The sequence below is a fragment of the Streptomyces sp. GS7 genome (genome assembly GCF_009834125.1).
Classification (GTDB): domain Bacteria; phylum Actinomycetota; class Actinomycetes; order Streptomycetales; family Streptomycetaceae; genus Streptomyces.
The window spans coordinates 1,215,166-1,241,714 of record NZ_CP047146.1; the positions used below are offsets into that span (position 1 = coordinate 1,215,166).

The 26,549-nt window shown below is 72.7% G+C and carries 29 protein-coding genes and 2 tRNA genes; 20 read left to right on the top strand and 11 right to left on the bottom strand.

Annotated features, from left to right (window positions below):
* Positions 1-145: 145 nt before the first annotated feature.
* Together GR130_RS05120 and GR130_RS05125 are read left to right on the top strand one after the other, a co-directional pair.
* The gene (locus tag GR130_RS05120) at positions 146-1,135 is read left to right on the top strand and encodes a YidC/Oxa1 family membrane protein insertase (RefSeq protein WP_159503593.1); all 990 of its coding nucleotides are present in this window, start codon (positions 146-148) and stop codon (positions 1,133-1,135) included.
* Positions 1,136-1,274: 139 nt separating this feature from the next.
* Entirely contained in the window at positions 1,275-2,132 is an 858-nt protein-coding gene (locus tag GR130_RS05125; RefSeq protein WP_159503594.1) for a fumarylacetoacetate hydrolase family protein, read from the top strand.
* A gap of 269 nt (positions 2,133-2,401) precedes the next feature.
* Here the strand turns inward: GR130_RS05125 and GR130_RS05130 are convergent, their stop codons facing one another.
* A complete protein-coding gene (locus tag GR130_RS05130; RefSeq protein WP_159503595.1) occupies positions 2,402-2,644 on the bottom strand; it encodes a hypothetical protein in 243 nt (80 codons plus the stop codon).
* On the bottom strand, positions 2,641-2,847 hold the full coding sequence (locus tag GR130_RS05135) for a hypothetical protein (protein ID WP_159503596.1): 207 nt from the start codon (positions 2,845-2,847) through the stop codon (positions 2,641-2,643). The genes GR130_RS05130 and GR130_RS05135 overlap by 4 nt, the downstream gene beginning before the upstream one ends.
* A 298-nt stretch (positions 2,848-3,145) precedes the next feature.
* On the opposite strand from GR130_RS05135, the gene GR130_RS05140 reads away from it, so the two are divergent.
* Together GR130_RS05140 and GR130_RS05145 are read left to right on the top strand one after the other, a co-directional pair.
* The gene (locus tag GR130_RS05140) at positions 3,146-3,970 is read left to right on the top strand and encodes a helix-turn-helix domain-containing protein (protein ID WP_159503597.1); all 825 of its coding nucleotides are present in this window, start codon (positions 3,146-3,148) and stop codon (positions 3,968-3,970) included.
* Positions 3,967-4,173: a DUF397 domain-containing protein gene (locus tag GR130_RS05145; RefSeq protein WP_159503598.1), complete on the top strand. Its 207-nt coding sequence runs from the start codon at positions 3,967-3,969 to the stop codon at positions 4,171-4,173. The genes GR130_RS05140 and GR130_RS05145 overlap by 4 nt, the downstream gene beginning before the upstream one ends.
* A gap of 309 nt (positions 4,174-4,482) precedes the next feature.
* Here the strand turns inward: GR130_RS05145 and GR130_RS05150 are convergent, their stop codons facing one another.
* On the bottom strand, positions 4,483-4,986 hold the full coding sequence (locus GR130_RS05150; protein WP_159503599.1) for a heme-degrading domain-containing protein: 504 nt from the start codon (positions 4,984-4,986) through the stop codon (positions 4,483-4,485).
* A complete protein-coding gene (locus GR130_RS05155; protein WP_159503600.1) occupies positions 4,983-6,104 on the bottom strand; it encodes a Gfo/Idh/MocA family oxidoreductase in 1,122 nt (373 codons plus the stop codon). Before GR130_RS05155 ends, GR130_RS05150 begins: the two co-directional genes overlap by 4 nt.
* Before the next feature lie 56 nt (positions 6,105-6,160).
* Between GR130_RS05155 and GR130_RS05160 the strand changes: the two genes are divergently transcribed.
* The 11 genes from GR130_RS05160 (at position 6,161) to GR130_RS05210 (ending at position 16,727) form a co-directional block, all read left to right on the top strand.
* The gene (locus GR130_RS05160) at positions 6,161-7,315 is read left to right on the top strand and encodes an ROK family transcriptional regulator (protein ID WP_159503601.1); all 1,155 of its coding nucleotides are present in this window, start codon (positions 6,161-6,163) and stop codon (positions 7,313-7,315) included.
* Between the two features lie 82 nt (positions 7,316-7,397).
* Positions 7,398-8,171, top strand: coding sequence for a GntR family transcriptional regulator (locus tag GR130_RS05165; RefSeq protein WP_159503602.1), 774 nt, complete (start codon positions 7,398-7,400; stop codon positions 8,169-8,171).
* Positions 8,172-8,340: 169 nt separating this feature from the next.
* Complete coding sequence (locus GR130_RS05170; RefSeq protein ID WP_159503603.1) at positions 8,341-9,462, top strand: TIGR03364 family FAD-dependent oxidoreductase; 1,122 nt, start codon at positions 8,341-8,343, stop codon at positions 9,460-9,462.
* The gene (locus GR130_RS05175; RefSeq protein WP_159503604.1) at positions 9,456-10,208 is read left to right on the top strand and encodes a phosphonatase-like hydrolase; all 753 of its coding nucleotides are present in this window, start codon (positions 9,456-9,458) and stop codon (positions 10,206-10,208) included. Before GR130_RS05170 ends, GR130_RS05175 begins: the two co-directional genes overlap by 7 nt.
* A gap of 1 nt (position 10,209) precedes the next feature.
* Positions 10,210-11,358 (top strand): ABC transporter ATP-binding protein, encoded by a 1,149-nt coding sequence (locus GR130_RS05180; RefSeq protein ID WP_159503605.1) that lies wholly within the window; start codon positions 10,210-10,212, stop codon positions 11,356-11,358.
* Positions 11,351-12,331, top strand: coding sequence for a 2-aminoethylphosphonate ABC transporter permease subunit (locus tag GR130_RS05185; protein WP_236572805.1), 981 nt, complete (start codon positions 11,351-11,353; stop codon positions 12,329-12,331). The genes GR130_RS05180 and GR130_RS05185 overlap by 8 nt, the downstream gene beginning before the upstream one ends.
* Positions 12,318-13,115: an ABC transporter permease gene (locus GR130_RS05190; RefSeq protein WP_159503606.1), complete on the top strand. Its 798-nt coding sequence runs from the start codon at positions 12,318-12,320 to the stop codon at positions 13,113-13,115. The genes GR130_RS05185 and GR130_RS05190 overlap by 14 nt, the downstream gene beginning before the upstream one ends.
* A gap of 78 nt (positions 13,116-13,193) precedes the next feature.
* Positions 13,194-14,276, top strand: coding sequence for a 2-aminoethylphosphonate ABC transporter substrate-binding protein (locus GR130_RS05195; RefSeq protein WP_159503607.1), 1,083 nt, complete (start codon positions 13,194-13,196; stop codon positions 14,274-14,276).
* Positions 14,277-14,544: 268 nt separating this feature from the next.
* Positions 14,545-15,324, top strand: coding sequence for an HAD-IIA family hydrolase (locus GR130_RS05200; protein ID WP_159503608.1), 780 nt, complete (start codon positions 14,545-14,547; stop codon positions 15,322-15,324).
* A gap of 157 nt (positions 15,325-15,481) precedes the next feature.
* Positions 15,482-15,850 carry a hypothetical protein gene (locus GR130_RS05205; protein WP_159503609.1) on the top strand — a complete coding sequence of 123 codons (369 nt, stop codon included), beginning with the start codon at positions 15,482-15,484 and terminating at the stop codon, positions 15,848-15,850.
* Positions 15,837-16,727 (top strand): class F sortase, encoded by an 891-nt coding sequence (locus GR130_RS05210; protein ID WP_159503610.1) that lies wholly within the window; start codon positions 15,837-15,839, stop codon positions 16,725-16,727. The genes GR130_RS05205 and GR130_RS05210 overlap by 14 nt, the downstream gene beginning before the upstream one ends.
* A 235-nt stretch (positions 16,728-16,962) precedes the next feature.
* Here the strand turns inward: GR130_RS05210 and GR130_RS05215 are convergent.
* Positions 16,963-17,036, bottom strand: a tRNA-Lys gene (locus GR130_RS05215).
* Between the two features lie 347 nt (positions 17,037-17,383).
* On the opposite strand from GR130_RS05215, the gene GR130_RS05220 reads away from it, so the two are divergent.
* From GR130_RS05220 to GR130_RS05235, 4 genes are all read left to right on the top strand, one after another.
* Entirely contained in the window at positions 17,384-17,623 is a 240-nt protein-coding gene (locus GR130_RS05220; RefSeq protein ID WP_159503611.1) for a hypothetical protein, read from the top strand.
* A gap of 61 nt (positions 17,624-17,684) precedes the next feature.
* Positions 17,685-18,104 carry an SsgA family sporulation/cell division regulator gene (locus GR130_RS05225; RefSeq protein WP_159503612.1) on the top strand — a complete coding sequence of 140 codons (420 nt, stop codon included), beginning with the start codon at positions 17,685-17,687 and terminating at the stop codon, positions 18,102-18,104.
* Positions 18,104-19,348 (top strand): hypothetical protein, encoded by a 1,245-nt coding sequence (locus tag GR130_RS05230; protein WP_236572807.1) that lies wholly within the window; start codon positions 18,104-18,106, stop codon positions 19,346-19,348. Before GR130_RS05225 ends, GR130_RS05230 begins: the two co-directional genes overlap by 1 nt.
* A 102-nt stretch (positions 19,349-19,450) precedes the next feature.
* Positions 19,451-21,244: an AMP-binding protein gene (locus GR130_RS05235; RefSeq protein ID WP_159503613.1), complete on the top strand. Its 1,794-nt coding sequence runs from the start codon at positions 19,451-19,453 to the stop codon at positions 21,242-21,244.
* Positions 21,245-21,358: 114 nt separating this feature from the next.
* On the opposite strand, the gene GR130_RS05240 is transcribed toward GR130_RS05235, so the two are convergent.
* The 6 genes from GR130_RS05240 to ehuB form a co-directional block, all read right to left on the bottom strand.
* Positions 21,359-21,432, bottom strand: a tRNA-Lys gene (locus GR130_RS05240).
* A gap of 87 nt (positions 21,433-21,519) precedes the next feature.
* A complete protein-coding gene (locus GR130_RS05245; protein WP_159503614.1) occupies positions 21,520-22,278 on the bottom strand; it encodes an IclR family transcriptional regulator in 759 nt (252 codons plus the stop codon).
* Positions 22,279-22,683: 405 nt separating this feature from the next.
* Positions 22,684-23,439 carry an ectoine/hydroxyectoine ABC transporter ATP-binding protein EhuA gene (gene ehuA / locus GR130_RS05250; protein WP_159509763.1) on the bottom strand — a complete coding sequence of 252 codons (756 nt, stop codon included), beginning with the start codon at positions 23,437-23,439 and terminating at the stop codon, positions 22,684-22,686.
* A 97-nt stretch (positions 23,440-23,536) separates the two neighbouring features.
* The gene (gene ehuD / locus GR130_RS05255) at positions 23,537-24,187 is read right to left on the bottom strand and encodes an ectoine/hydroxyectoine ABC transporter permease subunit EhuD (protein ID WP_159503615.1); all 651 of its coding nucleotides are present in this window, start codon (positions 24,185-24,187) and stop codon (positions 23,537-23,539) included.
* Complete coding sequence (gene ehuC, locus GR130_RS05260) at positions 24,184-24,930, bottom strand: ectoine/hydroxyectoine ABC transporter permease subunit EhuC (protein ID WP_159503616.1); 747 nt, start codon at positions 24,928-24,930, stop codon at positions 24,184-24,186. The genes ehuD and ehuC overlap by 4 nt, the downstream gene beginning before the upstream one ends.
* A gap of 64 nt (positions 24,931-24,994) precedes the next feature.
* Positions 24,995-25,927 carry an ectoine/hydroxyectoine ABC transporter substrate-binding protein EhuB gene (gene ehuB / locus GR130_RS05265; RefSeq protein ID WP_159503617.1) on the bottom strand — a complete coding sequence of 311 codons (933 nt, stop codon included), beginning with the start codon at positions 25,925-25,927 and terminating at the stop codon, positions 24,995-24,997.
* A 107-nt stretch (positions 25,928-26,034) separates the two neighbouring features.
* Here ehuB and GR130_RS05270 point away from each other — a divergent pair, with 107 nt between their 5' ends.
* Positions 26,035-26,535, top strand: coding sequence for a DUF3830 family protein (locus GR130_RS05270; protein ID WP_159503618.1), 501 nt, complete (start codon positions 26,035-26,037; stop codon positions 26,533-26,535).
* Positions 26,536-26,549 lie beyond the last annotated feature (14 nt).

The window sequence follows — 26,549 nt, forward strand, 5'->3', positions numbered from 1 at the left end:
TTCGGGCCGGCAGCTCCGCCGCCCCCGCGTGCCTGCCCGCTCCCGCCCGCCGCCCCCTTTGCCCCGCCCCTGTACCGGTGCGCGTCCACGCCGCTCGTCACGCCGATCCCGTTCCGGCACGACGAGACCCGTGGAGGGCTCACCCATGTCCGTTTTCGACGTACTCGGCGATGCGCTGGCGCGCGGCGCCGACACCCTCGCCCCGCTCTTCGGCGCCTCGGCCACGGCCGTCGCCATCGTCCTGTTCACCCTCGGCGTGCGCGCCGCGCTGCACCCGCTCGCCCGCGCCGCGGCCCGCGGCGAGAAGTCCCGTGCCGCGCTCGCCCCGCAGATCGCCGCACTCCAGCGCCGGCACCGGGGCGACCGCGAACGGCTCCAGCAGGCCATGACCGAGCTGTACGCCAAGTCCGGCGCCTCGCCGCTGGCCGGCTGCCTGCCGACCGCGCTCCAAGTGCCGGTCTTCTTCGTGACGTACCGCATCTTCACCAGCGGGAACGCGACCCTGCTCGGCCATACGCTGCTGGGCGCGCCGCTCGGCGGCAGCTGGCGCCAGGCGCTCGCGGACGGCGGGGTGTTCGGACCGCACGGGCTGGTCTACCTCGGGCTGTTCGCGCTGATCGGGGCGGTCGCCACCTGGAACTACCGGCGGGCGCGGGCCACGGCGGCGGCCAACCCGGCGCCGGCGGCGGGCCCCGGCGGTACGGCCGTACCCGGTATGGGCACCCTCGCCAAGGTGATGCCGCTGCTGTCCTTCGGCACGCTGATCACCGTCGCGGTGGTGCCGCTGGCGGCCGGGCTCTACCTGGTGACCTCGACGGCCTGGACCGCGTGCGAACGGGCGCTGCTGAACCGGGACCGGAAGCCGGTGCGGGAGCCGGAGTCGGCCCCCGCTCAAGCGCAGGGCCGCACGCCGTCCGGCGGCGGTGCGCGGAAGCGGGCGCCCAGGACGCGGGCGGCCCGGCAGCAGGCCGCCCGGGCGCGGGCGAACGCCGCCGCGCGGGCGGACCGGGCCGCGAAGCCGGGCGAGGACGGCGGCCGGGCCGCCACGCCTGGACCGGCGGAACCGGCGGAACCGGCGGATCCGGCGCCCGGATCTTCCTCCGCTGCTGACCAGGCCGTTACTACCCCTCGGTAGCGGTCCACTCCGTGGACGGGGGTCTTGCGGACCGGACCCTGTTCTTGGAGGATCGGCCAAAACGCTCGATGGCCGTCCCCCATCGGCCGGCCCTGAAGAACCCTTCGGGGCCGACCCTACGACCACGGGAGTTGTGACGATGAAGCTGCTGCGCGTCGGAACGGTGGGGGCGGAACGCCCGGCGCTGCTCGACGACACCGGCGTCCTGCGGGACCTGTCGGACACGGTGCCGGACATCGACGGCGCACTGCTCGCGGACGACGCGGCGCTGGCCCGGATACGGGCCGCCGCCGCGTCCGGCGGGCTGCCCGCGCTGGACACCGCCGGGCTGCGCACCGGCCCGCCGGTCGCCCGGATCGGCAAGGTGGTGTGCATCGGGCTGAACTACCACGACCACGCCCGGGAGACGGGGGCCGCGACCCCCGAGGAGCCGATCATCTTCATGAAGGCCCCGGACACGGTCGTGGGCCCCGACGACCCGGTCCTGGTGCCGCGCGGCAGCGTGAAGACCGACTGGGAGGTGGAGTTGGCCGTCGTCATCGGCCGTACCGCCCGCTACCTGGAGAGCGACGAGCAGGCGCTCGCGGCGGTGGCCGGGTACGCGGTGGCGCACGACGTCTCCGAGCGCGCCTTCCAGATCGAGCGCGGCGGCCAGTGGGACAAGGGCAAGAACTGCGAGACGTTCAACCCGCTGGGCCCGTGGCTGGTGACCGCCGACGAGGTGCCCGACCCGCAGGCCCTGGGCATCCGGCTGTGGGTCAACGGGGAGCTGAAGCAGGACGGCACGACCGCCGAGCAGATCTTCCCGGTGGCCGAAGTGGTCCGCTACGTCAGCCAGTTCATGACGCTCTACCCGGGCGACGTCATCAACACCGGCACTCCGGCCGGGGTCGCGATGGGACAGCCCGAGCCGAAGCCGTATCTGCGGGCCGGCGACGTGGTGGAGCTGGAGATCGACGGGTTGGGGCGGCAGCGGCAGTCGCTGCGCTCTGCTTGAGCTCCCCACGTTTTCGGCTTTCCCGCCGTGGGGGTTGCTCGCTTTTGCGCCTTCGGCGCGGGGTGTTGTCCGCTGCGCGGGGCTTTCGGGGTGCGGTGACGGTCCTCCGGGGCCGGTGTGCAGGACTGCTTCGCTTTACGTCCTGCACACCGGCCCCTCCGGCCCGTCCCCTCCCGTTGTGGGTGGGTAAAACCGGTGGGGGTGCACGTAGGGGGACGGTGCGGGCCCATGGGTGGAAGAAACCGTCACCGGACCCCCGCACCGCTTCCTCATGGCGTGCCGTCCTGACGCTCGGCGTCGCTGCCCGTTGCCCGTACGGCGTCGACGCACGCGGTCAGACCACGCAGCAGCTCCGCGAGGTCTTCCTCGCTCAGCTCGTCCATCCACGCGGTACGGGCCTTGAGTTCCGCCCGCACGAGGTCGAGTTGCCGGTAAGGTTCCCGATACCTGACGTGCCGGTTCCACGCCTCCTCGGCCCAGTGGCACCACCGCGACCATGCGCCCGCGCTCATGTGCGCACCGCCTTCGCGTGGGGGTGCCGACGGATCTCGACGTTGCGGTCGATCACCGTCGTCATGTCTCCGACGGCACGCGCCACCGCACGCTGCTGGGCCAGGGCGGCGCACACGTCGCACCCGGCAGCGGGCTCGGGCTCGGGCTCGGGCACCGGAACCGGGTCCGGCAGGTGAACGGGGCGGCAGTTGCGGGGCGTCAACTCACCACCTCCAGATGGTGAATCCGGCGCGGTCCGGCGTAGGTTCCGTGCGCCGCGAGCCACAGAGCCCGCAAAAGCAGTTCGGAGAGCCACAGGCTGCGTTTGCGCATGTCGTCAACCTCCTGGTGGTTGGTTGCCGCGCCCCGGGCCGTGCGGTCGGTCGCCGGGGTCTTTCGCGTTCTGGTGGAGGCATCAACTCACCACAGAACCAGTAGCCTTGAGAGGCTTGACCACGCGGCAGTCAAGTACAGCCCTGGCGTCTGATCGTTCAGCGCCGGCATAGGGGGAGGTCAGAGGGGTGGCCGAGGACGAACGGCTGGGGTACTTGACTCCGCTGCAGCGCTTTGGGGCAACGGTCAGAGACGTGCGCACGGGTCGGAAGATCACGCAGAAACACCTTGGGACGTATGCCGGTTATTCAGAGGCGTATGTGTCAAAGGTTGAAAAGGGCACGATGAAGCCCTCTCAACGGTTCGCGGAGAAGTGCGACTGCGTGTTTCAGACACGCGGCATGTTTGTGCGACTGCTCGGAGACATTGAACGCGACGACAACCCCTCGTGGTTTGTGCCGTATCTCGAAAGAGAGCGGGAGGCGTCGCGGGTTCTCGACTTCTCAACAACGAGCATCATGGGGATTTTTCAGACCGAGGAGTACGCGCACGCCGTCTTCCGCGCGGGGCATCCGCGTGAGTCCGCAGAATTTATACACACCAAGGTGGGCGCACGTCTAAGGCGACGCGACATCCTGACTCAGGATAACCGGCCACTGGTTTGGGTTGTGCTTCACGAGGCTTGTTTGCGCACAGTAGTAGGTGGAACTGCCGTAATGGCCGCGCAACTTGATCACCTCGTCTTGTCGGCCGAATCGCCGAGTGTGGACTTTCAGGTCGTGCCGTTTTCTGTCGGAGCTGCGGCGGCACATGTCCCGGCGTTTACTCTGCTTACCTTTGGCGAGGATCCCAGCGTTGTGTACTCGGATGATCCGCAGGGAGGGCGACTTTACCAACAACCCGAAACCGTGGCTCTCTTCTCGGAGCATTACGATCGGCTGAGGTCACACGCGTTGGCGCCCACTGACTCACTTACCTTTATCGACAAAATCCGCAAGGAGTATCTGTCATGACGTTGACCGAGGCTGTCTGGGAGAAATCTTCCTACAGCGGCTCAAGTGGCGGGCAATGCATAGAGTTCTCCCGTGCGTTCGCCCCATCCGGACTCATTCCCGTCCGCGACTCAAAGGTCCCTTCCGGACCCGCGCTGATCTTCCCTGTCTCGCAGTGGTCGGCATTCATCGAGTCGGTGAAGGATGACGCATTCACGGCCTAGCACACGCGCGACGGCCACCGTCCAACGCCACCACGGAGGGTGGCCGTTCGCATGCCCGCGAGCGCCAGAGTGGCGGCGAGCTTTGACCACCGGACAGAAGCCGGGATCCCCTTCTATTCCCCCACCCGCGGGAGGGGACGGGCCGGAGGGGCCGGTGTGCAGGACGTAAAGCGAAGCAGTCCTGCACACCGGCCCCGGAGGACCGTCACCGCATCCCGAAAGCCCCGCGCAGCGGACCCCGCCCGCCGCAGGCGCAACGGCGTCGCAGCCAAAAACGTGGGGCGCGGCAAAGCGCAGCGAAACGGTGGGTCAGCCGACAACGTGGGAAGGAAAGAGAAACCGCTCCAGCGCCTCGACGACCAGCGCGTGGTCGTCCGCCTGCGGCAGTCCGGACACCGCGACCGCCCCGACGACGCCGGTCCCCCGCAGCCGGACGGGGAAGGCGCCGCCGTGTGCCGCGTAGCGGTCCGGGTCGAGGCGGGAACTCTCCTCGAACGTCCGGCCCTTGGCGCGGAAGCGGGCGCCGACCAGGTACGAGGACTCCCCGTAGCGCTCGACGACGGCGCATTTGCGGGCGATCCAGGCGTCGTTGTCGGCGGAGGTGCCCGGCAGGGCGCAGTGGAACAGCTGCTGGCCGCCGCGCCGGATGCCGACCGTGACGGCGGCGCCGCGCTCCCGCGCCAACGCGACCAGCAGCGAACCCAGCGCCCAGGCCTCGTCGTTGCCGAAGGTGTCGAAGAGCAGCCGCTCCTCCTGGGCGGTCAGCTCGCCGATCTCGTCGACCGCGGCGGGCGCCCCCGCGGACCCGCTCATGCCGCCGCCCCGATCCGGACCGTCCGGCCCTCGGCCGCCGAGATCCGGGCGGCCTCCAGGACGCGCAGCGCCGCCGCGGCCTCGGCGGCGGTCACCGGCGGTTCGCCGCCCTCCCGCAGGGCCCGCTCGATCGCGGCGTAGTAGGCGGGGTAGTCGCCCGGCAGCGTCTCCACCGGCTCGCCGCCGCCGCTGCGGGGGGCCGCCCCGGCGCCGAGGCGGCCCCAGCCGGTCCGCTTCTCCACGCCCCACTCCACACCCTCGTCGCCGGGGCGTTGGCCCTCGCGCAGCGCGGCCTCCTGCGGGTCCAGGCCGTGCTTGGTGTAGCCGGCCCGGTTCCCCAGCACCCGGAAGCGGGAGCCGAGAAGGGCGGTGGTGGCGCTCACCCACAGATGGGAACGGACGCCGTTGGCGTGGGTGATCGCGATGAAGGTGTCGTCGTCGGCCTCCGCGCCCGGGCGGCGGATGTCGGACTCGGCGTACACGGAGGCGGCCGGGCCGAAGAGGGTCAGCGCCTGGTCGACGAGGTGGCTGCCGAGGTCGTAGAGCAGCCCGCCGAGTTCGGCCGGGTCGCCGGACTCGCGCCAGCCGCCCTTGGGCTGGGGCCGCCAGCGCTCGAAGCGGGACTCGAAGCGCCACACCTCGCCGAGCGCACCGTCCTCGATCAGCTTGCGCACGGTCAGGAAGTCGTTGTCCCAGCGGCGGTTCTGGAAGACGGAGAGCAGCAGCCCGCGGTCGGCGGCGAGCGCGGCGAGCTTCTCGGCCTCGGCGGCGGTGGCGGCCAGCGGCTTGTCGACGACGACCGGGACACCGGCCTCCAGCGCGGCGGTGGCGAGCGGGACGTGCGTCTTGTTCGGGCTCGCCAGCACGATCAGGTCCAGCTCGCCGGCGGCGGCCCGGTCCAGGACGGCCTCGGGGGTGGCCACCGTGCGGACCTGCGGATGCTCGGCGCGGGCCTGAGCCTGCCGTTCGGGGTCGGAGGTCGAGACGGTGTCGAGCAGCAGCCCTTCGGTGGCGGCGATCAGCGGGGCGTGGAAGACCGACCCCGCCAGGCCGTATCCGACGAGGCCGACGCGGAAGGGCGGGCGGGGGGAGTGGGGGGTGCCCAGGGGGTCATTCATGCCGTCCACTTTCGCAACGCTGTTGCCAAAGTGCAAGCAGCGCGGACAATGGGGGTGTGAGCAGCAACGATCCCGACCCCCCGGCCACCGCCCCCACGACATCCGCCGCCGGCCCCGGCGCGAACCTCCTCGCCCTGCGCGGGCACAACGCCGCGCTGGTGCTCGGGCTGCTGCGCGCGGCGGGGGAGGCGGGGGCCAGCCGTCCGGAGCTGGCCGAGCGCACCGGTCTCACCCCGCAGGCGGTCAGCAAGATCACTGCCCGGCTGCGGGCCGACGGCCTGGCCGAGGAGGCGGGCCGCCGCGCCTCCACCGGCGGCAAACCCCGCACCGTACTGCGCCTGGTCCCCGGCGCCCGGTACGCCGTCGGCCTGCACCTGGACCGCGACGAGATCCGCTGCGTGCTGGCCGACCTCGCGGGCCGGCCGGTCGCGGAGCGCCGGGCGCCGCTGGATCTCGGCGCCGGCGCCGAGGCGGTGCTGACCACCGCCGCGCGCGAGGTCGCGGCGCTGCGGGACGCGGCGGGCGGGCCGCCGGTGCTCGGCGCCGGGGTGGCCTGCCCCGGGCCGCTCGACCACGGGAGCGGTGTGCTGCGCCAGGTCACCGGCCTCCCGCAGTGGGACGGCTTCCCGCTGCGGGACGCGCTCGCCGCCCGCCTCGGCCTGCCCGTCGTCCTCGACAAGGACACCAACGCGGCGGCGCTCGGCATCGGCCGCGCACCCGAGGAGGCCGGCGCCTCCTTCGCCTACCTCCACCTGGGCACCGGACTGGGCGCCGGGCTCGTCCTCGGCGGCGCCCTCTACCGCGGCCCGCACACCGGCGCCGGCGAATTCGGCCACCAGGTCGTGCAGTTGGACGGGCCGCGGTGCGGCTGCGGGCGGCGCGGCTGCGTCGAGGCGCTGTGCCTGGCGGCGGTGGCCCGCGGCGATCTCCCGGCGGCGGCCCGGGTGCTGGGCGTGGCCGCGGCCAACCTCGTCGAACTGCTGGACATCGACCGGGTGCTGCTCGGGGGCCGCACCGTACGCGCACACCCGGAGGCGTTCCGGGACGGTGTGGCCCGGGTCCTCGCCGACCACGCGGCGCTGCGCGGCCGGCCGCGGCCGGCGTCCGGCGGCGGGCCCGGGGCCGCGCCCGCGGTGGCCCTGGCCCGCGGCGGGTCCCGGACCGTCGCGGACGGCGCCGCCGAGCTGGTGCTGACGGGGCTGTTCCGCTAGGGCCCGGCGGATGGGTCACAGGCGCGCGCCGCTACCCGAGGGGCGTGGCGCACGCCCCCGCCGCCGGTGCGAAGATCGCCGGGTGGAGTTCCCGTACGGCCAGGAACCTGGCGCACCCATCCGGTCCGGCATCCCCGAGCACGGACGCATCCCCAAGTACTACGCGGCGAAGGTCGAAATCGCCGCACTGCTCACGGAGTTGGGCGAAGGCGAACCGCTGCCCGCGGAGCGTGAACTGGCCCTGCGGTTCGCGGTCTCGCGGGAGACGCTGCGCCAGGCCCTGCGCGAGCTGGTACTGGAGGGGCGGCTGAAGCGGCTGGGGCGCGGCACGGTCGTCGCCGGGCCCAAGATGGAGCAGCCGCTGTCCCTCGCCAGCTACACCGAGGGCGTACGCCGTCAGGGCCGCACCCCCGGCCGGCACCTGGTCTCGCTGGACCGCTTCCCCTGCCCGCCGGCGCTCGCCGCCGATCTTGCGGTAGCGGCCGGCGACGAGGTCTGGCACATGGAGCGGGTGCTGCTCGCCGACGACGAGCGGGTGGGGCTGGAGAGCACCTACGTCGCGGTGGCCCGGGTCCCGGATCTGGCGGCCGACTTCGCGCCGGACTCCTCCTTCTACGCCTACCTCCACGAGCGGCTCGGCATCGGCTTCGGGGACGCGGACGAGCGCCTGGAGACGGTGCTGGCCACCCCGCGCGAGGCGCTGCTGATCGGCACCCCCGGCGCACTGCCGATGCTGCTGATCCACCGGCTGTCGCGGGACACCGAGGGGCGCCCGCTGGAGCGGGTGCGGTCGCTGTACCGCGGGGACCGGTTCTCGTTCACCGCGCATCTGGGCACCCGGCCCGCGACCCCGTAGCCGCCCGGCCGCCGCGTGCCACGGCCGCCCCGGATCCGGACGGCGGCACCGCGACCCCGTCGCAATATCACGGAAGGATAACGGGTCTAGGCCAACTTTGGACCCCTGTTCACCGTCCCGTCGCCGAACCGCCCCCCGCGGGCCACCCACCGCCGCGACCGTCTGGGGCATGCGAGTCATAGTCGTCGGAGCCGGCGTGCTGGGAACCCTGCACGCCTGGCACGCAGTTGAACGAGGCCACGAAGTCCTGCACATCGAGCGGGAGGCCGAGGCCCGCGGCGCCTCGGTCCGCAACTTCGGGCAGATCTGGGTCAGCGGCCGGGCCGGCGGCGAGGAGCTGGCCACCGCACTCCGCGCCCGCGAACTCTGGGAGGGCATCGGCGACCGCGTCCCCGGTGTCGGCTTCCGCGCCATCGGCTCGCTGACCGTCGTCCGCAACGACGCCGAACGCGCGGTCGCCGAGGCCGCCACCCGCCGCCCCGACGCCGACGACCGCGGCTACCGCCTCCTCGACGCCGAGCAGGCCCGCGCCGTCAACCCCGCCCTGCGCGGCGACTTCACCGGCGCCCTGTGGTGCGAACGGGACGCCGCCGTGGAACCCCGCGTCGCCCAACGCGCCCTGAAGGAAGCGCTGCTGGCGTCCGGCCGGTACACCTACCTCGGTGGGCGCGAGGTCCGCGAGGTGGTCGGGGAGCGCGCGGTCCGCGACGATCACGGCGACACCCATCACGGCGACGCGGTGGTCCTGTGCACCGGCGCCTGGCTCGGCGGCCTGGTCCGGGAACTCGTCCCCGACCTGCCGGTGCGCCGGGTACGCCTCCAGATGATGCAGACCGAACCGCTCGGCGAACCGCTCACCACCTCCGTCGCCGACGCCGACAGCTTCCGCTACTACCCCGCCTACCGCGGCGACGCCCTGGACGCCCTCAACGCCGGCCAGGCCCAGACCCCGACCGCCGCCGCGCACAAGATGCAGCTGCTGATGGTCCAGCGCGCCGACGGCGGACTGACCATCGGCGACACCCACGAATACCGGGCGCCGTTCGCCTTCGACACCGTCGAGGAGCCCTACGAGCACCTCACCGGTGTCGTCGAGACGATCCTCGGCCGCCCGCTGCCCCGCATCCGCCACCGCTGGGCCGGGGTCTACGCCCAGTGCACGGACACCACCCGCGTCGTCCACCGCCAGCAGGTCCGCGACGGCGTCTGGCTGGTCACCGGGCCCGGCGGACGCGGTATGACCTGCTCCCCGGCCATCGCCGAAACCACCGCGAACGAACTGGGATGGTGAGCCAGTTGACACCCCGTCCGACCCCCACCGCGCACGACCGGGACGCCGTCCGGCTGGCCGTCCTCGACATGGCCGGCACCACCGTCGCCGACGACGGCCTGGTGGAGCAGGCGTTCGACGCCGCCGCCCGGCACATGGGCGTCGAGCCGGGCAGCCCCGCCCACGCCGAGCAACTCGCCTACGTACGGGCCACCATGGGCGAATCCAAGATCTCCGTCTTCCGGCACCTCTTCGCCGCCCCCGACGGCGACCCCGGTGCCACCGAGGACGCCGCCCGCCGCGCCAACCGCGCCTTCGAGACGGCCTACGGCGACCTGGTCGACGACGGCAGGATCGCCCCCCTCCCCGGCGCCCGCGAGGCCATCGAGACCCTCTGGCAGGCCGGCCGCACCGTCGTGCTGACCACCGGCTTCGCCCGCGTCACCCAGGACGCGATCCTCGACGCCCTGGGCTGGCGCGACCTGGCCGCGCTGACCCTGTGCCCCGCCGACGCCGGCGGCCGCGGCCGCCCCTACCCCGACATGGTGCTCACCGCCCTGCTCCGCACCGGCGCCGCCGCCGACGTACGGCAGATCGCGGTGGCCGGCGACACCTCCTACGACATGATCGCCGGTCGCCGCAGCGGCGCCTCGGTCGTCGCCGGCGTGCTGACAGGGGCACACGAGGCGGCGCAACTGGAGGCCGCCGGCGCCACCCACGTCCTCGGGTCGGTCGCCGAACTGCCCGCGCTGCTGGGGGTGGTGTGAGATGCCCGCCCCCACCGCCGCCCCCGCCCGCCCCGGCGCGCCCGCCACCGCTCCGGCCTGCGGCATCCGCTTCGACGACGTCACCGTCGGCTACGGCCCACACGGCGGGCACGGTGAGAACACTGTCCTCGACTCCTTCGACCTCACCGTCGAACCCGGCGAGGTGATGGCCCTCCTCGGCCCGTCCGGCTCCGGCAAGACCACCGCGCTGCGGGCCGTCGCCGGCTTCGTCCGGCCGGTGCGCGGCCGGGTGCTGATCGGCGGCCGGGACGTCACCGACCTCCCGCCGTACAAGCGCGGCATCGGCATGGTCGTCCAGCAGTACGCGCTGTTCCCGCACATGAAGGTCGCCGAGAACGTCGCCTTCGGACTCAAGGCGCGCAAGACGCCCCGCGCCGAGATCCCCGGCCGGGTCGCCGAGGCACTGGAGATGACCGGCATGGCCGGCTACGCCGCCCGGCACCCCCGGGAGCTGTCCGGCGGCCAGCAGCAGCGCGTCGCCATCGCCCGCGCGCTCGCCATCCGACCCCGCGTCCTGCTGCTGGACGAACCGCTGTCCGCGCTCGACGCCCGGCTCCGCTCCGACATGCTCGCCGAACTCGCCCGCCTGCACCGCGAGTTGCCCGACGTCACCATCCTCTACGTCACCCACGACCAGGTCGAGGCGCTGACCCTGGCCGACCGGATCGCCGTCCTGGACAACGCCCGGCTGCGCGACTGCGGCACCCCGCAGCAGCTCTACCGCAGCCCGCGCACCGAGTTCACCGCCTCGTTCGTGGGCACCGCGAACCTGCTGCCGGTGACCGTACGCGACGGCGGGGCGGACTTCGCCGGCCGGCCGCTGACCGTTCCTGTCGGCGAGGCCGCCTCTGGAGCCACCGCCACCCTCTGCGTCCGCCCGCACCTCGTCGGCCTCGGCCCGAGCCCGGCGCCCGGCGGCAACACCCTGCACGGCACGGTCACCGAGATCCAGTGGCGCGGTGCCACCCACCGGCTGTACGTCGCGGCCCACGGCCACCGGATCATGGCCGACGTCCGCGAACTGCGCGAACCCCCGGCGCCCGGCACCGAGATCGCCCTGCACTTCGCCCCGGAGGACGCCGTCCTCATCCCGGCGGGCCTCGTGGCGGACGGGGCGCCGCATGCCTGAACACCAGCCCCGCACCCACCCCCGCCGCACCGCGGCCCTCTGGGCGCTGCCGCCGGCCGCCGCCCTCGGCCTGGTCTTCCTCTACCCGCTCGCCCTGGTGGTGGCCCAGTCCGTCACCCCCGAGAACGGCGCGGCTGCCTCCACCGCCCCCTACGCCGCCGTCCTCGCCACGGCCTCCTTCCAGGGCGCGCTCGCCACCACCGTGCTCCTCGCGGCCGGCGCCACCCTCGGCGCGCTGCTGCTCGGCCTCGCGCTCTCCCTCGTCATCGCCTTCGTCCCGTTCCCCGGCGGCCGGGCCCTGGCCCGCTTCATCGACGTCTTCCTGGCCTTCCCGTCCTTCCTGATCACCCTCGCCCTGCTGTTCCTCTACGGCACCGCCGGCATCGCCAACGGCCTGTGGACGGACCTCACCGGCGCCGCCCACGGCCCGCTGGACTTCCTGCACACCCCGTGGGGCGTCCTGCTGGCCGAGGTCACCTACTTCACGCCGTTCGTGATGCGCCCCCTGCTCGCCGCGTTCTCCCAGGTGGAGACCGGCCAGCTGGAGGCCGCCGCCTGCCTGGGCGCGCGGCCGTGGCGCATCGTGCGGACGGTGATCCTCCCGGAGGCGCTGCCCTCACTCGCGGCCGGCGGGGCGCTCGTCCTCGTCCTGAGCCTCAACGAGTTCGGGATCGTCCTGTTCACCGGCGCCAAGAACGTCGTCACCCTGCCGGTGCTCGTCTACAGCAAGGCGATCCTCGACGGCGACTACACCGGCGCCTGCGTCGTCGCGGTCGTCAACGTCGCGCTGTCCGCCGCGCTCTACGCCCTCTACCGGACGGCCGTCTCCCGTACCGCCGCCGGCCGGGGCACCTCCCGCACCGCCCGGCCCCGCACCGGCCCGGACCGGGCCACCGGCGACCGAACCGCCACCGGCCGCCCCCGCACGGACACCCCCACCCGCACCGGAGCCGCCCACCATGCTCGTGCCTAGCGCGTCCGCCCGACGGGCCGTGTGGGCGGCCTTCTTCCTCCTCTTCCTGCCCGTCTTCGCCCTCCCGCTCCTGGTGATCGCCGCCGCCTCCTTCGCCGCCGACTGGAGCGGCGCCCTCCCCTCCCACCTCACCCTGACCAACTATCAGGACATCGCGCAGGGCAGCGCCCCCACCGCCCTGCTCACCAGCGTCCTGACCGCCCTCGCCGCCGGCGCCGCCGCCCTCGTCATCGGCACCTGGGCCGCGCTCGCCGCCGAAAGACTCGGCCGCCGCGCCCGCCGCCTGCTCGACACCCTCTTCCTCCTCCCCGTCGCCGTCCCCTCCGTCGTCGTCGGCCTCTCCCTCCTCGTCGCCTTCTCCCGGCCCCCGTTCCTCCTCAACGGCACCCCGCAGATCGTGATCACCGCCCACACCGTGCTGGTCACCGCCTTCGCCCACCAGTCCGTGACCGCCGCACTCGGCCGCCTCGACCCTGCCTACGAGCAGAGCGCCGCCGGTCTCGGCGCCCGCCCCTCGTACGTCCTGTGGCGGGTCAAGCTGCCGCTGCTCCTGCCGTCCCTCACCGCGGCCGCCGGCCTGTGCTTCGCCCTCTCCATGGGCGAGTTGAGCGCCACGATGATGCTCTACCCCCCGGACTGGATGTCGCTGCCCGTCCAGATCTTCGCGGCCACCGACCGCGGCTCCCTCTTCACCGGCGCCGCGCTGGCCGTCGCCCTGATGGCCACCACCCTGCTCGTCCTCGCCGGCGTCGCCCGCATCCGCACCAGGGCCGGCTACCGCTGACCCTTGCCCCCCAAGCTCCCCCCCACGCCCCCCCGCACCGCCCCAACTCCCCTCCTCACCACAGGAGTCACCCACACCATGACCCCGCGCCCCCGCCCCCGCCCCGTACGCCCCGCCCTCACCGCCGGCACCGCCGCCCTCGTCCTCGCCGGCACCCTCACCGCCTGCGGTACCGGCTCCTCCGCCGACCCCGACGCCAAGGAGATCACCGTCTACAGCGCCGACGGCCTCAAGAGCGAAAAGGGCGACGGCTTCTACGACAAGGTCTTCAAGGACTTCGAGAAGCAGACCGGCATCAAGGTCGACTACGTCGAGTCCGGCTCCGGCGCCGCCGTCCAGCGCCTGGCCCGCGAGCGCTCCAACACCAAGGCCGACGTCGTCGTCACCCTGCCCCCCTTCATCCAACAGGCCGACGACAAGGGACTGTTGGACGTCTACCGCCCCCAGGGCTCCGACAAGGTCGCCGCCGCGGACAAGGACCCCAACGGCAGATGGACCTCCGTCGTCAACAACTACTTCTGCTTCATCTACAACAAGAAGGAACTCCCGCAGCCCCCGGCCACCTGGCAGGACCTCACCGACCACCGCTTCGCCGGCAAGCTCCAGTACTCCACTCCGGGCGTCGCCGGCGACGGCACCGCCGTCGTCATCAAGGCCCTGCACGACTTCGGCGGCCAGGGCCCGGCCATGGACGCCCTCAAGAAGCTCCAGGCCAACAACGTCGGCCCGTCCTCCTCCACCGGCCAGCTCGCCCCCAAGGTCGACAAGGGCGAACTCCTCGTCGCCAACGGCGATGTGCAGATGAACTACGCCAACATGAAGTCCATGCCCCAGCAGGGCATCTTCTTCCCCGCCGCCGCACCCGGCGCCAAGCCCGCCACCTTCGCCCTCCCCTACGCCGCCGGCCTGGTCAAGAACGCCCCGCACGCCGCCAACGCCAAGAAGTTCCTCGACTACCTCCTCAGCACCCCCGTCCAGGAGGAGGTCTCCGCCATCGGCGGCGGCTTCACCTCCCGCACCGACCTCAAGCCCACCGACCCCAACGCCACCGCCCTCGCCAAGATCATGAACGGTGTGCAGATCTTCCAGCCCGACTGGAACGACATCGACAAGAACCTCGACACCTACGTCAACGCCTGGAAGACCGCCACCGGCAGCTGACGGCCGACCCCGCTCCTCCTCACGCCCCCGGTGATCACCGGGCCACATCCCCGGTGATCACCGGGGTCACCCGGCCGCCTACTGACTTAGGCTGGGGCCCGTCGGCCATCCGTACGAGACATGGATCACGTCCCCGCGCACACCGGCCGCGTCACCCCGTGACCGGCGGCGGCCCGTGAACCGTGACCGTGCCCCGCCAGCGGAACCGGCCGACGCCCTGGCCAGCCCCTGGCCAGCCCTGGTCAACACGCACGGCAGGAGTCCGGAAGTGGCAGAGCGCAAGCCGATCGAGTCATGGCTCACCGACATGGACGGCGTGCTGATGCACGAAGGCGTCCCCGTCCCCGGCGCCGACGCCTTCATCAAGCGGCTCCGCGAATCGGGCAAGCCCTTCCTCGTCCTGACCAACAACTCCATCTACACCCCGCGCGACCTGCACGCCCGCCTCAACCGCATCGGCCTCGACGTCCCCTGGGAGTCCATCTGGACCTCCGCGCTGGCCACCGCCCAGTTCCTCGACGACCAGCGCCCCGGCGGCACCGCCTACGTCATCGGCGAGGCCGGCCTCACCACCGCCCTGCACGACATCGGCTACATCCTCACCGACCACGCACCCGACTACGTCGTCCTCGGCGAGACCCGCACCTACAGCTTCGAGGCCCTCACCAAGGCCATCCGGCTGATCAACAACGGCGCCCGCTTCATCGCCACCAACCCCGACGAGACCGGCCCGTCACGGGAGGGCGCGCTGCCCGCGACCGGATCGGTGGCCGCACTGATCACCAAGGCCACCGGCGTCGAACCGTACTTCGTCGGCAAGCCCAACCCGCTGATGATGCGCCACGCCCTCAACGCCATCGGCGCCCACTCCGAGACCTCCGCCATGATCGGCGACCGCATGGACACCGACGTCGTCGCCGGCCTGGAAGCGGGCATGGAGACCTTCCTCGTCCTCACCGGCCTCACCCGCCCTGGGGACGTCGAACGGCACCCCTTCCGTCCCTCCCGCGTCGTCGACTCGATCGCGGACCTGGTGGACCTGGTCTGACCCGGCAGGTCCGGAGCGGGGGAGGGGCCGAACCCGGCACACCCCCGCCCGGCGGCCGGCCCCACCGCCCCCGCCCACCCGAACGGCGCACCACCGCCCCGCCCCGGATGCGCCCGGCCGCGCACGGGCGGACCTTCGGAGTATCCGGAGGTGCACCATGCGCTCACCGCAACTCACGCTCTGCGCCGCGGTCGCCGCATGCGCGGTGACGACGGCGCCCGCCCACACCGACGACGAACGCGGCGCCAGGACCGCCCAGGTCGCCGTCACCCCCGCCCCGGCCGCGCGTCCGGCCCTCGCCCCCGCCACCACCCCGGCCCACCCGGCCGAGGGCCCGGCACGGCCGCCCCGCCCGGCGACCGCCCCCAGCGCCCAGCCCGCCGCCGCGCACCGCGAACTCAGCAGCACCTCCGCCGTCACCCTGGTCCTGGCAGGCGGCGCCATCCTCGTCATCGCCGGCCAACTGCTGCGCCTGCGGCTCCGCCTGCGACGTGAACGCCAGGGGAGCAGCGGTGTCGAGGAGTGAACCCACGCGCCGGGCCCCCCGCGAAGAACGGGAGGGCCGAGCGCTCCGGGAGAACGGAAAGCCCGAACACCGGAGACCGGAGCCCGGGAGGCAGGAGCACCAGAGCCACGAGAACGGAAAGGCGGAACACCGGAAGACGGCCGGCTCCGGCATCCGCCCCAACCTCCTCATCGGCGCCACCTGGGCCGCGCTGCTGCTGACGCTCTGGCTCTGCGACGGCCGCGACCTCGCCGGCGGCAGCATGGCCCAGCTCCCCACCACCGGAGACATCGCCGCCGTCGGCCGCCCCCACGCCCGGCCCCCGGCACCCGCCCGCCACCGGGTCGCCGCCGCCCCCGCCGCCGAACCGACCCGGATCACCATCGCCGCCCTCGGCCTCCGGGCCGCCATCGCCGCCCGCGGCCGGGACGGGAACGGCGTGCTGACCCCGGTGGCCTCGTCTCCGTCCGGCCCGCCCGCCCACGTCGGCCCACCCGCCCCCATCGGCTGGTACGCCGCAGGCCCCCGCCCCGGCGAACCCGGCGCCGCCGTCCTCACCACCGGCCCGGACTCCCGCACCACCGACCCCACCGACCCCGCGGACCTCCCGCACGGCACCCCGCGGGCCGCCCGGCACCGGCTGACCGGCATCAGACCCGGGGACCGCATCGACATCCAGCGCTCCGACGGCACCACCGCCCAGTTCACCGTCGAAGAAATCCAGGTCTACGACCTCGACCGCCTCACCGCCCACACGGCATACACCGCCCACCGACCCGGCCGCTCCGAACTCCGGCTGATCACCCACGTCCCCGCCGGCAACGCCGCGCGCGGCCACCCCGCCCCGGTCGTGATCTCGGCCTACCTCTCCGGCATCCGCCCCGCCCCCCACACGTAGCCGGCCCGCACCCCGCTCACCACCGCACACCCACGCCGCGCACGCACCCAAGCCCCGAGAGCACGGACACCGGAGAGCGCACACATCCGCAGCGCGGACACCGAGACCGCAGACACAAGCCGCGGGCGCGGGCGGGGGACCGAGGGCGCGTACAAACCCTCGGAGCGCGGGCGGGGCCCGAGAGAGCACACAAAAAACTGAGGCCCCCCGCAATGCGAGGGGCCTCAGTCCTACGTGCGCCGCCAGGGACTCGAACCCCGGACCCGCTGATTAAGAGTCAGCTGCTCTAACCAACTGAGCTAGCGGCGCGCGCTGACAAGAAGAACTCTACACGAACTCCGGAGGTGGTCCGTACCCGAGAAGCCGCCCCCCACGCATCGAACTGCTGTGATCCACGCCACTCCCACCGCGCCCTGTAGTTGCCCACCTCGCCGGCCCTCACCTCGCCGGGATCACCCGCCACCGGGGGCGAAGGTCCCGCGATCTCGGGACCCTCTTCCGGTAGTTCGCCCCTATTGGTCCGGTGAAGATCGAGTTCGTCGGTGTAGCACGCCAGTTGCCCCATCAACATGCGGTATCTCCTGCCAGTTGAGAGGCTGAGGCGAACACCGAGGCGCACGAACGGAACGAGCAGCCCAGCCCGGAGGAGAACGGGAATGACAGCCCGGGACACGCCGCCGCACACGGCCGCGACGGCGCCGCCGACCGCACGGCGGCACACCGGAGCCGCCCGCGCCCGCACCGCGGCCGCCGCACCGCCGCCCCCGCGCCAGGCCCCGCCCCCCGGGCGCTCACCGGACGCGCCCCGCCCCCGCCCCCGGCACCCCGCCGATCATGGCGTCCATCACTACTCCTCCGTCATCTGCAACCCCATCCCGAAAGCCGACGTCTGCTAGGACGCGAGCCCCGGACCCGGGGCCCAGGGACTCGCCCCATCGTCCGGAAAGGTTGATCGTCATGGTGTCGACAGCCAAGCGCACCCTTGAGATGCAGCTCCTCCTGGGGCCGGACGAAACGGTCCCGGTGGCCGGCCGGTTCAGCTACCGGAGCGACCGCCCCTACGAGGTCGAGGTCGTCTTCATCAGCCGCGGCGAGACCGTCGCCACCTGGCTGTTCGCCCGCGACCTGCTGCTCGGCGGGCTCTGTGGCGAGGCCGGGGAGGGCGACGTACGGGTATGGCCCGCCGGCCGCCCCGGTGGACCCCGCCGCGTCCACATCGAGCTGACCACCGACGACAGCATCTGCGAACTGTCGGTACGCGCGAGCGAACTCACCGCCTGGCTGGAGCAGACCGCGGCCATCGTGCCGCCCGGCCACGAGGCCCGCTACCTCGATATCGACGCCCACCTGGCCCGCCTGCTGGCAGGGAAGTGCTGATGACTCCCATGACGACGACCTCCGACACCCGCCTCGCCATACGCGCGACCGCCCCGCCCGCCACGGCACCCCGTACCGCGGCCGACGACGGCGCCCCCGGAGCGCACCCGCGCACCGTCACCGACCCCGCCGTCCGCATACCGGCCCAGGCCACCCCCACGGACGCCGGCGCCGACTCCGCGGCCGACCCCGACGGCGCACCCGCTCCGCACGATCCCTGCACGCACGGCTTCCTCCCCGAGCGGCCCCCCGTGCGCTCCATGATCGGAACCTGGACCCGGCTCGACGCCATGGCGCGCGCCGCCGCGGTCGCCCCGGACCACGAAACCGCCATCGCCGTCGTCGAACGCGCCCACCGCGCCGACGAGTTGAGCGCCCTGCGGCAGCGCGTCTCCCGCCTCTCACCGCGCAACGCGGAGGCCGCCGCGATGCGCGTCGCGGTCATCGCGGTGTCCTGCGGCTGGACCGCCCTCGACCCGCAGGCCCCGGCCGCCCGCGAGGTCGCCAACGACGGCTTCCTGGAACTCTGGTCCGCCATCGCGCACCGCATCGACCACGACCAGTTCGTCGCCCTGCCCACCCTCGCCCTCCACAACTGGGCCCCCGAACGCAAACCCCGCCGCCACATCCCCATCGACCAACTCGCCCGCACCGAACAGCTCGTCCCGATCGTGCGCTGGGCCCCCGAAGGCCAGCCGCTCAGCCGCCTGGACCGGCTGATGCTCGCCGCGACCCGGCTGGAGGCGCACGGCATCTGGCTGTTCCGCCTCGCCGACACCCTCGCCGGCCGCGCCCCCGACGACTCCTCCACCCCGACGGCACTGCGCCGCCTGGTCCGCATCCAGCACGCGCTGCGCGCCCAGCTCCACTCCGAGGCGGCGGAACTGGCTGCGGCCCCGGCCACCGACCAGCAGCGCGCCGTCCTCGGCGCACTCGCCGAACAGGGCGCCCTGGAACCCCCGGTCCTCCAGGCCGCGGACGCCGTACTGGGCATCGGCGGCCGTCGCATGGGCGAAGGCCGTCGCCAGCTTCTGCGCCGCCACCTCCCGGCCCAGCACCGCGCCTGGCTCAGCGCCATGGACCGCCACTGCGCGCCCGTACGCACCCTCGCGCACCGCGGCGGCCCCGACGCCGCCGTCTACCGCGAGGCCCAGGAATCCCTCATCGCCCTGCGCCGCACCTACAACGCGCTGGTCCACACCGCGGCCGCCCCCACCACCGGTCCCCTCCCCACCGCGGCCTGACCGGAGCGCCGGTCCTCCCGCCATGCCCCGGTCCGGTTCCGTGCGGGATCGTCCCGGCCCCGGGACTGTCTACCTGACGCAACGTCAGTTACCCTGCGCGCCATGGCGGCCCACCACCCCCGCACCATCGCCGAGTTCGTCCGCGCACAATGGGGCGACCACCGCATCGGGCTGAAGTACGGCGAGTCGGCGCTCACCCGGCACCAGTTGGCCGCGGGTGCCGCCGCACGGGCCGTGCTGCTGGGGGAGTTGCTGCCGCGCGGGGCGGAGCCGCACATCGGGGTGCTGCTGGACAACGTGCCCGAATACCCGCTGTGGATCGGCGCGGCGGCGCTCGCCGGGGCGGCCGTCGCGGGCATCAACCCCACCCGCCGCGGCCCGGAGCTGGTCCGCGACATCGCCCACACCGACTGCGCGCTGCTGATCACCGAACGCGCCCACCTGCCGCTGCTCGCCGGGCTGGACCTGCCCGTCCCGCCCGAGCGCGTGCTGATCGTGGACGATCCGGCATACGAGGAGCTGCTCGCGCCGTACGAGGGGGCGCGGCCGGACGGGGTCGCCGCGGTGGCGGGACCCGGCGGCGGTGCCCGGACGCCGGGTCCCGCCACCCGCCTGCTGCTCTGCTTCACCTCCGGATCCACCGGCGCGCCGAAGGCCGCCGTCTGCACCCAGGGCAGGCTGGCCGCCGCCGGGCACTCCCTCGTCCGGTATTTCGCGGTGCGGCCGGACGACGTCCACTACCTCTGCATGCCGATGTTCCACGGCAACGCGGTGATCGCCGGCTGGGCTCCGGCGCTCGCCGGCGGTGCGGCCGTGGCGCTGCGCCGCCGCTTCTCGGCCTCCGCCTTCCTCCCCGACGTGCGCCGCTACGAGGCCACGTACTTCACCTACGTCGGCCGGGCCGTGCAGTACCTGCTCGCCACCCCGCCCGCCCCGGACGACCGCGACAACCCGCTGCGCACCGGGTTCGGGACCGAGGCGGGCGCCGTCGACGCGGCGCGCTTCGCCGACCGGTTCGGGGTGCGGCTGGTCGAGGGGTACGGCTCCTCCGAGGGCGGCGCGGCACTCCGGCGCACCCCGGACACCCCGCCCGGCGCCATCGGCCGGCCGGCCCCCGGCGACGATCTCGCCGTCGTCGACCCGGCGACCGGCGCCGAGCTGCCGCGCGCCCGGCTGGACGCCGCCGGCCGGCTGCTCAACGGCGACCGGGCCATAGGCGAGCTGGTCAATCGGGGCCGCAGCTCCTTCGAGGGCTACTGGCGCAATCCCGAGGCGACCGCCGCCCGCACCGGCGGCCGGGCGGCGGGGCGGGTCGGTGCGGGGTGGTACTGGACCGGTGATCTGTTCTTCCGGGACGAGGACGGGTTCTTCCACTTCGCCGCGCGTGCGGACGACCGGCTGCGGGTGGACAGCGAGAACCTGGCCGCCGCGATGATCGAGAACATCCTCGCCCGCTACGCCCCGGCCGCCGGCGTCGCCGTGTACGCCGTACCCGACCCGGTCGCCGGCGATCAGGTCATGGCCGCCCTCGCACTGCGCGGGGGCGCGGCGTTCGACCCGGACGACTTCGCGTCCTTCCTCGCCGTCCAGCCCGATCTCGGTACGAAGACGGCGCCCCGGTTCGTGCGGATCGTCGACGCGCTGCCGGTGACCGCCACCAACAAAGTGCACCGGGTCGCCCTCCGGCGGGCCGGCTTCCGCTGCCCGGAGCCGGTGTGGTGGTCGCCACGGGGAGCCCCCGGCGTCCCTCGCGCCCCCGACACCCGTGCGGCTCCGGCGGGCAGCAGCCGGCGCCCCTTCCCCGGTCCGTACTACCGCCCGTTCACGGACGAGGACCGCGCGGCCCTCATGGCGCAGTACCGCGCTCACGAACGCGACCATCTCCTGGACCGGTGAGCGGAGGGGAGAGGGAAAACAGGGGAAACAGGGGAAACAGGGGAAGCTCGGTAGCGGTGAGCGGGCATAGCGAAGTGGGCGTTCCCGGTACTCCGGAAACGCCCACTTCCTACGTGCGCCGCCAGGGACTCGAACCCCGGACCCGCTGATTAAGAGTCAGCTGCTCTAACCAACTGAGCTAGCGGCGCGCGCTGACAAAAGAAATACTACCTGGTCGAGAGGGGTGCTCGTGACCACGTCCGGCATGGCCCCCCGGGGCCGTGGTCCGCACCGTCTCAGATCGCCAGCGACAGCAGTACCGGCGCCGCCTTGCGGTTGAGGGCGTCGGCGGCCTGCCGCAGCCGGTGGGCGTGCTCCAGCGGCATCGACAGCGCGAGGCAGCCGACCGTCGAACCGGCCGTGATCGGTACGGCGGCGCAGACCGTGCCCACCGCGTACTCCTGGAGGTCCAGCACGGGGACCGTCGGCGGCTGGCTGTCGAGCTTGTGGAACAGCACCTTCTCGTTGGTGATCGTCCGGGAGGTGAGCCGGGCGGTCTTGTGGCGCGAGAGGTGGTCCATCCGCCCGTCGTAGTCGAGCTGCGCGAGCAGGCATTTGCCGACCGCGCTGGCGTGTGCCGTGCGGCGGAACTCGGCCCACTCGTTGACCTTGGGAGCCAGCGGCCCGTCGGCGTAGTGGAGGATCTTGACCTCGCCGTCGATGTACCGGCTGATGTAGACCGCCGCGCCGACCGAGTCGCGCAGCTGGTCCAGGGTGAGCTGGAGCTTGTCCCGCAGGGCGCGGTCGCGGTTGCCGCCCGAGCCCAGCAGGAGCAGTGACTCTCCGACGACGTACGCGCCGTCGGAGAGCTGCTCGGCGTATCCCTCGCGCCGGAGCATCGCCAGCATGGAGGCGAGGTGGCCTGTCGGCAGGCCCGTTTCCCGTGCGATCTGCACGTCGGTCACGCCGCCGGCGTGCCTGGAGATGGTTTCGAGTACGCGAAGTGCGTACTGCACCGAATGGAACGGCGCGGTCGGCTCGGGCTTCAGCGCCACGGTGTCCCCCTAGCAGGTTGGTACCGCTTGCGTCGTGACCGTCGTTGGTCACGGCCGCGCGTTCGCGGACCGCTCCCGGAACAACGGGGCTTGTATCACGATAGCGGCCAACGGGCCTCGATGGAGGGGGTCTTGACCGAAAACCGGACCGGTTCACGCGTCTGTGCAGGAGCCCTGCACTCTGGCATATGCCCTGGTCATGGGATCGCGCGCCGACCGGCGGTAACGGCAGGTGAGGGATGCGGAGGCGGGCGGCTGACCGCCGGCGTTGACGTCCGGTGGTGACGACCGGAGTTGACGGTTCGTAGGCCGGATCCGACCGTACGGGCGCGAGCCCGGCCCAGGAGCCGGGCTCGCGCCGGGGGGACGTCCTGACGCGCCCCCGTTACGCGGCTCGTCGCGCGGCTAGCGGACCGCGCTCAGGAACTCGCGGGTCCGCTCGTGCGCCGGCTCCGTGAAGATCTGCTCCGGCGGGCCGAACTCGATGACCCGGCCGGCGTCGAACATCATCACGCAGTCGGAGATGTCCCGGGCGAAGTTCATCTCGTGCGTCACGCAGAGCATGGTGATGTCCGTGGTGTGCGCGATGTCCCGCAGCACGTCCAGGACGCCGGCCACCAGTTCCGGGTCGAGCGCCGAGGTCACCTCGTCGAGCAGCAGGACCTGCGGGCGCATGGCCAGGGCGCGGGCGATGGCGACCCGCTGCTGCTGGCCGCCGGAGAGCTGGGTGGGGTACTTGTCGAGATGGGCGGTGAGGCCGACGAGTTCGAGCAGTTCGCGGGCGCGCTCCTCGGCGGCGTCCTTGTCGAGGCCGAGCACGTGCACCGGGGCCTCGGTGATGTTCCGCAGCACCTTCATGTTGGGGAAGAGGTTGAACTGCTGGAAGACCATGCCGATGTTCTTGCGGACCTCGCGGCTGTAGCGGTCGCTCGCGGGGACGAGCCTGCCGCCCTTCTCCTCGTGGGTGAGGTACCGGTCGCCCAGCTTGATGGTGCCCTCGTCCGGCTTGAGGAGCGTCATCATCAGCCGCAGGATCGTGGTCTTGCCGGAGCCGGACGGGCCGATCAGCGTGACGTGCTTGCCGGTGTAGACCTTCATGTCGAGCGCGTCGAGGACGGTGTGGGTGCCGAACCGCTTGGTGACCGCCTCGAAGCGGATCAGTTCGGTGCCCTCGGCGGGCGCCGCGGCCTCGCCGGGCCGCGGCGCGTCCGGCCCGCCGCCGGCGTTCTTCGCGGGCGGCGTGTTCGGGGTGTTGCGGTCAGCGGACAAGGCGGCGCTCCAGGGCTCGCAGGAGAAGAGAAGCGGGGTAGGCGATGAGGATGAAGGCGACGCCGACGACCGTGTACGGCTCGACGGTCTGGAAGGTCTGGGACGAGAACTGCCGCGCCTCGCCGAGCATTTCCAGCACCCCGATGGCGAACAGCATCGGCGAGTCCTTGAGCATCGCGATGACGTAGTTGCCGAGCGCCGGGGCGACCCGGCGGATCGCCTGCGGCAGGATCACCGCGGTCCAGGTGCGGCGGCGCGGCAGGCTCAGCGCGATGGCCGCCTCCCACTGGCCGGCCGGCACGCCGTCGATGCCGGCGCGGTAGACCTCGGCGGTGTACGTCGAGTAGTGCAGGCCCAGACCGATCACGCCGGTGGCCAGGGCGCTGAGGGTGATGCCCCACTCGGGCATCACGTAGAACAGGAAGAACAGCTGCACCAGCAGCGGGGTGTTGCGCACGAACTCGGTGATCACGGTCACCGGCCAGCGCACCGCCTTGACGGACGAGCGCTGCGCCATCGCCCACACGAGGCCGAGCGCGAAGGCGATCAGGGAGCCCAGGACCAGGGCCTGGAGGGTGACCAGGACGCCCTTCCAGAACATCGGCATGAAGTGGCCGACCGCGGACCAGTCGAACGTCATCGTGCATCACCTTCCGCGGCGGCGCCGGCGCCCGTGACGGCCGGGCCGGTGCTCAGCCGGCTCCTCAGGGAGGTCCGTGCGGCCGGTGCCTGGCCGACGCCCGCCTTGGCGTGGCGCTCCACCACCCGCATCCCGCGGGTCAGGAGGAACGCCAGGACGAAGTACATGACCAGGATGATCGTGTAGACGGGGGCGCTGTGGGCGGTCGCGTTGCGGACCAGGGAGGCCCCGAACGCGATGTCGCCGACGCCCAGGATCGACACCAGCGCGGTGCCCTTGAGCAGCTCGATCAGCAGGTTGTTGAACGGCGGGACCATGCCGGGCCACGCCTGCGGCAGGACGATCTTCCGCAGTTGCTGGCCGGGCGAGAAGCTGAGTGCCACGCCCGCCTCCCGCTGCCCCGCGGGCACCGCCGCGATCGCGCCCCGCACGACCTCGGACCCGTACGCCCCGTAGGTCAGGCCCAGGGTGAGGACCGCGGCCCACATCGGGACCAGCTGCCAGCCGAAGCCGATCGGCAGCACGAAGAACATCCAGAACATCAGGATCAGCGCGGAGGTGCCGCGGAAGATCTCGAAATAGGCCCCGGAGAGGAACCGCACGATCCACAGCCGGTGGGTGCGTGCCATGCCGATGCCGAACGCCACCGCGGCGGCCAGCGCCGCGCTGTAGACGGTCAGTTGGACGGTGATCCAGACCCCTTTGAAGAGGAGTTGCCACAGCCCCCAGGTGATGTCACTCATGCCGGCACCTCGCTTCGCCCGCCCCCGGATACGCGAGGCGCGCACCTGTCAAAGATTCGCTCGCTCATGGCCGGCACTTCTCCTTGGCGGTGATCTCCGTCATCTGATGCTCGGTGAAGCCGAAGGGCCGCATGAGGTCCAGGAGTTCCCCCGATTTCTTCATCTTGTGCAGCTCGCGGTTGAAGGCGTCGCGCAGATGCGTCTCCGGCGTGCGGAACGCGAAGGCGCCGACGTCGATCACCGGCTTGCCCTTCATGAGCGGCGTGACCTCGGGCGTCGCCTCCGCCTTCGTGGTCCCCGACTGCCGTACGACGTTGCGCACCGTCACGGCCGTGCCGGCGAAGACGTCCACCCGGCCCTGCTCGACGGCCAGCAGACCGGCCAACTGGTCCGGCAGCGTGGTGATGTCGCCGACCCCGGCTTCCTTGGCGTAGCCGAGTTCGGCGTAGCCGACACCGGTCGCCATCCGCGCGCCGGTCCGCGCGACGTCCTGGTAGCTGCGCAGCTTCTTCGGGTTTCCCCTGGGGACGATGAAGGCGTCCAGCATCTGGTACTCGGGGTCGGCGAAGATGACCTGGGCGCAGCGCGCGGGGTTGATGTACATCCCGGCGGCGACCACGTCGAACTGCTGGGAGTTCAGCCCGACGATCAGCGAGCCGAAGTCCGTCGGAAAGGGCTCGACCCGCGGGACGCCGAGCCGCCGGAAGATCGTCCTGGCGATGGTGGGGGAGGAGCCGGTCATCGTGCCGTCGGTGCCGATGTAGCCGTAGGGCTGCTCGCCCGCCAGCCCCAGCGTGACCGACCCCTTCTTGCGCAGCCGCTCCAGCAGATGCCCGCCGTCCGCGGCGTCGGCGGTCGGCACCCGGCTGCAGGCGCCGAGCGCTCCCATGGCACCCGCAGCGCCGAGCGCCGCCACCCCCGCGAGCAGCGAGCGGCGGCGGATGCCGCTGGTTCGTTGTCCTTGGTTGTCTGACGTGTTCCCCTGTGGTGGAGCCATGGGCGCGCGGCTACCCGAACCGTTCACACATATGCCGATCGTTTCCGGCCCGTCACGTGGGTGCGGGAGTTGTTCCGTACGCCGGTATTGCCCCCTACGCTCGGGATATGACCGATCGCTTCATCGAAGTCTCCCTGGACAAGCGCGGCGTGAGCTGCACGGCCAAGTTGCTCGACGACCGCGCACCGATCACCTGCAATGCCGTGTGGGACGCGCTCCCTCTCGGCGGCGATGTCTACCACGCCAAGTACGCCCGCAACGAGATCTACGCGCTGGTTCCGCCGTTCGCGCCGCAGGAGCCGCCGCTGGAGAACCCGACGATCACCCCGATCCCCGGCGACCTGTGCTACTTCACCTTCAGCGACACCCAGTTGGGCACCGCGTCGTACGGCTACGAGCAGCAGGCCAAGCACCAGGGCCGCCCCACCGTCGTCGACCTCGCGCTGTTCTACGAACGCAACAACCTGCTGATCAACGGTGACGCGGGCTGGGTGCCGGGCATCGTCTGGGGCGCGGTCGTCGACGGCCTGGACCGGATGGCCGACGCCTGCCAGGACCTGTGGCGGGCCGGGGCCCTGGGGGAGACCCTGAACTTCCGCCGGGCCTGAGGAACCCCGGACAC

Excerpts from the sequence above, each read along its gene's own strand:
- GR130_RS05120 (WP_159503593.1), top strand. The coding sequence starts at position 146 with ATGTCCGTTTTCGACGTACTCGGCGATGCGCTGGCGCGCGGCGCCGAC.
- GR130_RS05125 (WP_159503594.1), top strand. The coding sequence starts at position 1,275 with ATGAAGCTGCTGCGCGTCGGAACGGTGGGGGCGGAACGCCCGGCGCTG.
- GR130_RS05130 (WP_159503595.1), bottom strand. The coding sequence starts at position 2,644 with ATGAGCGCGGGCGCATGGTCGCGGTGGTGCCACTGGGCCGAGGAGGCG.
- GR130_RS05145 (WP_159503598.1), top strand. The coding sequence starts at position 3,967 with ATGACGTTGACCGAGGCTGTCTGGGAGAAATCTTCCTACAGCGGCTCA.
- GR130_RS05150 (WP_159503599.1), bottom strand. The coding sequence starts at position 4,986 with ATGAGCGGGTCCGCGGGGGCGCCCGCCGCGGTCGACGAGATCGGCGAG.
- GR130_RS05155 (WP_159503600.1), bottom strand. The coding sequence starts at position 6,104 with ATGAATGACCCCCTGGGCACCCCCCACTCCCCCCGCCCGCCCTTCCGC.
- GR130_RS05170 (WP_159503603.1), top strand. The coding sequence starts at position 8,341 with ATGCGAGTCATAGTCGTCGGAGCCGGCGTGCTGGGAACCCTGCACGCC.
- GR130_RS05175 (WP_159503604.1), top strand. The coding sequence starts at position 9,456 with ATGGTGAGCCAGTTGACACCCCGTCCGACCCCCACCGCGCACGACCGG.
- GR130_RS05180 (WP_159503605.1), top strand. The coding sequence starts at position 10,210 with ATGCCCGCCCCCACCGCCGCCCCCGCCCGCCCCGGCGCGCCCGCCACC.
- GR130_RS05185 (WP_236572805.1), top strand. The coding sequence starts at position 11,351 with ATGCCTGAACACCAGCCCCGCACCCACCCCCGCCGCACCGCGGCCCTC.
- GR130_RS05190 (WP_159503606.1), top strand. The coding sequence starts at position 12,318 with ATGCTCGTGCCTAGCGCGTCCGCCCGACGGGCCGTGTGGGCGGCCTTC.
- GR130_RS05195 (WP_159503607.1), top strand. The coding sequence starts at position 13,194 with ATGACCCCGCGCCCCCGCCCCCGCCCCGTACGCCCCGCCCTCACCGCC.
- GR130_RS05205 (WP_159503609.1), top strand. The coding sequence starts at position 15,482 with ATGCGCTCACCGCAACTCACGCTCTGCGCCGCGGTCGCCGCATGCGCG.
- GR130_RS05220 (WP_159503611.1), top strand. The coding sequence starts at position 17,384 with ATGACAGCCCGGGACACGCCGCCGCACACGGCCGCGACGGCGCCGCCG.
- GR130_RS05225 (WP_159503612.1), top strand. The coding sequence starts at position 17,685 with ATGGTGTCGACAGCCAAGCGCACCCTTGAGATGCAGCTCCTCCTGGGG.
- GR130_RS05230 (WP_236572807.1), top strand. The coding sequence starts at position 18,104 with ATGACTCCCATGACGACGACCTCCGACACCCGCCTCGCCATACGCGCG.
- GR130_RS05235 (WP_159503613.1), top strand. The coding sequence starts at position 19,451 with ATGGCGGCCCACCACCCCCGCACCATCGCCGAGTTCGTCCGCGCACAA.
- ehuD (WP_159503615.1), bottom strand. The coding sequence starts at position 24,187 with ATGACGTTCGACTGGTCCGCGGTCGGCCACTTCATGCCGATGTTCTGG.
- ehuC (WP_159503616.1), bottom strand. The coding sequence starts at position 24,930 with ATGAGTGACATCACCTGGGGGCTGTGGCAACTCCTCTTCAAAGGGGTC.
- ehuB (WP_159503617.1), bottom strand. The coding sequence starts at position 25,927 with ATGGCTCCACCACAGGGGAACACGTCAGACAACCAAGGACAACGAACC.
- GR130_RS05270 (WP_159503618.1), top strand. The coding sequence starts at position 26,035 with ATGACCGATCGCTTCATCGAAGTCTCCCTGGACAAGCGCGGCGTGAGC.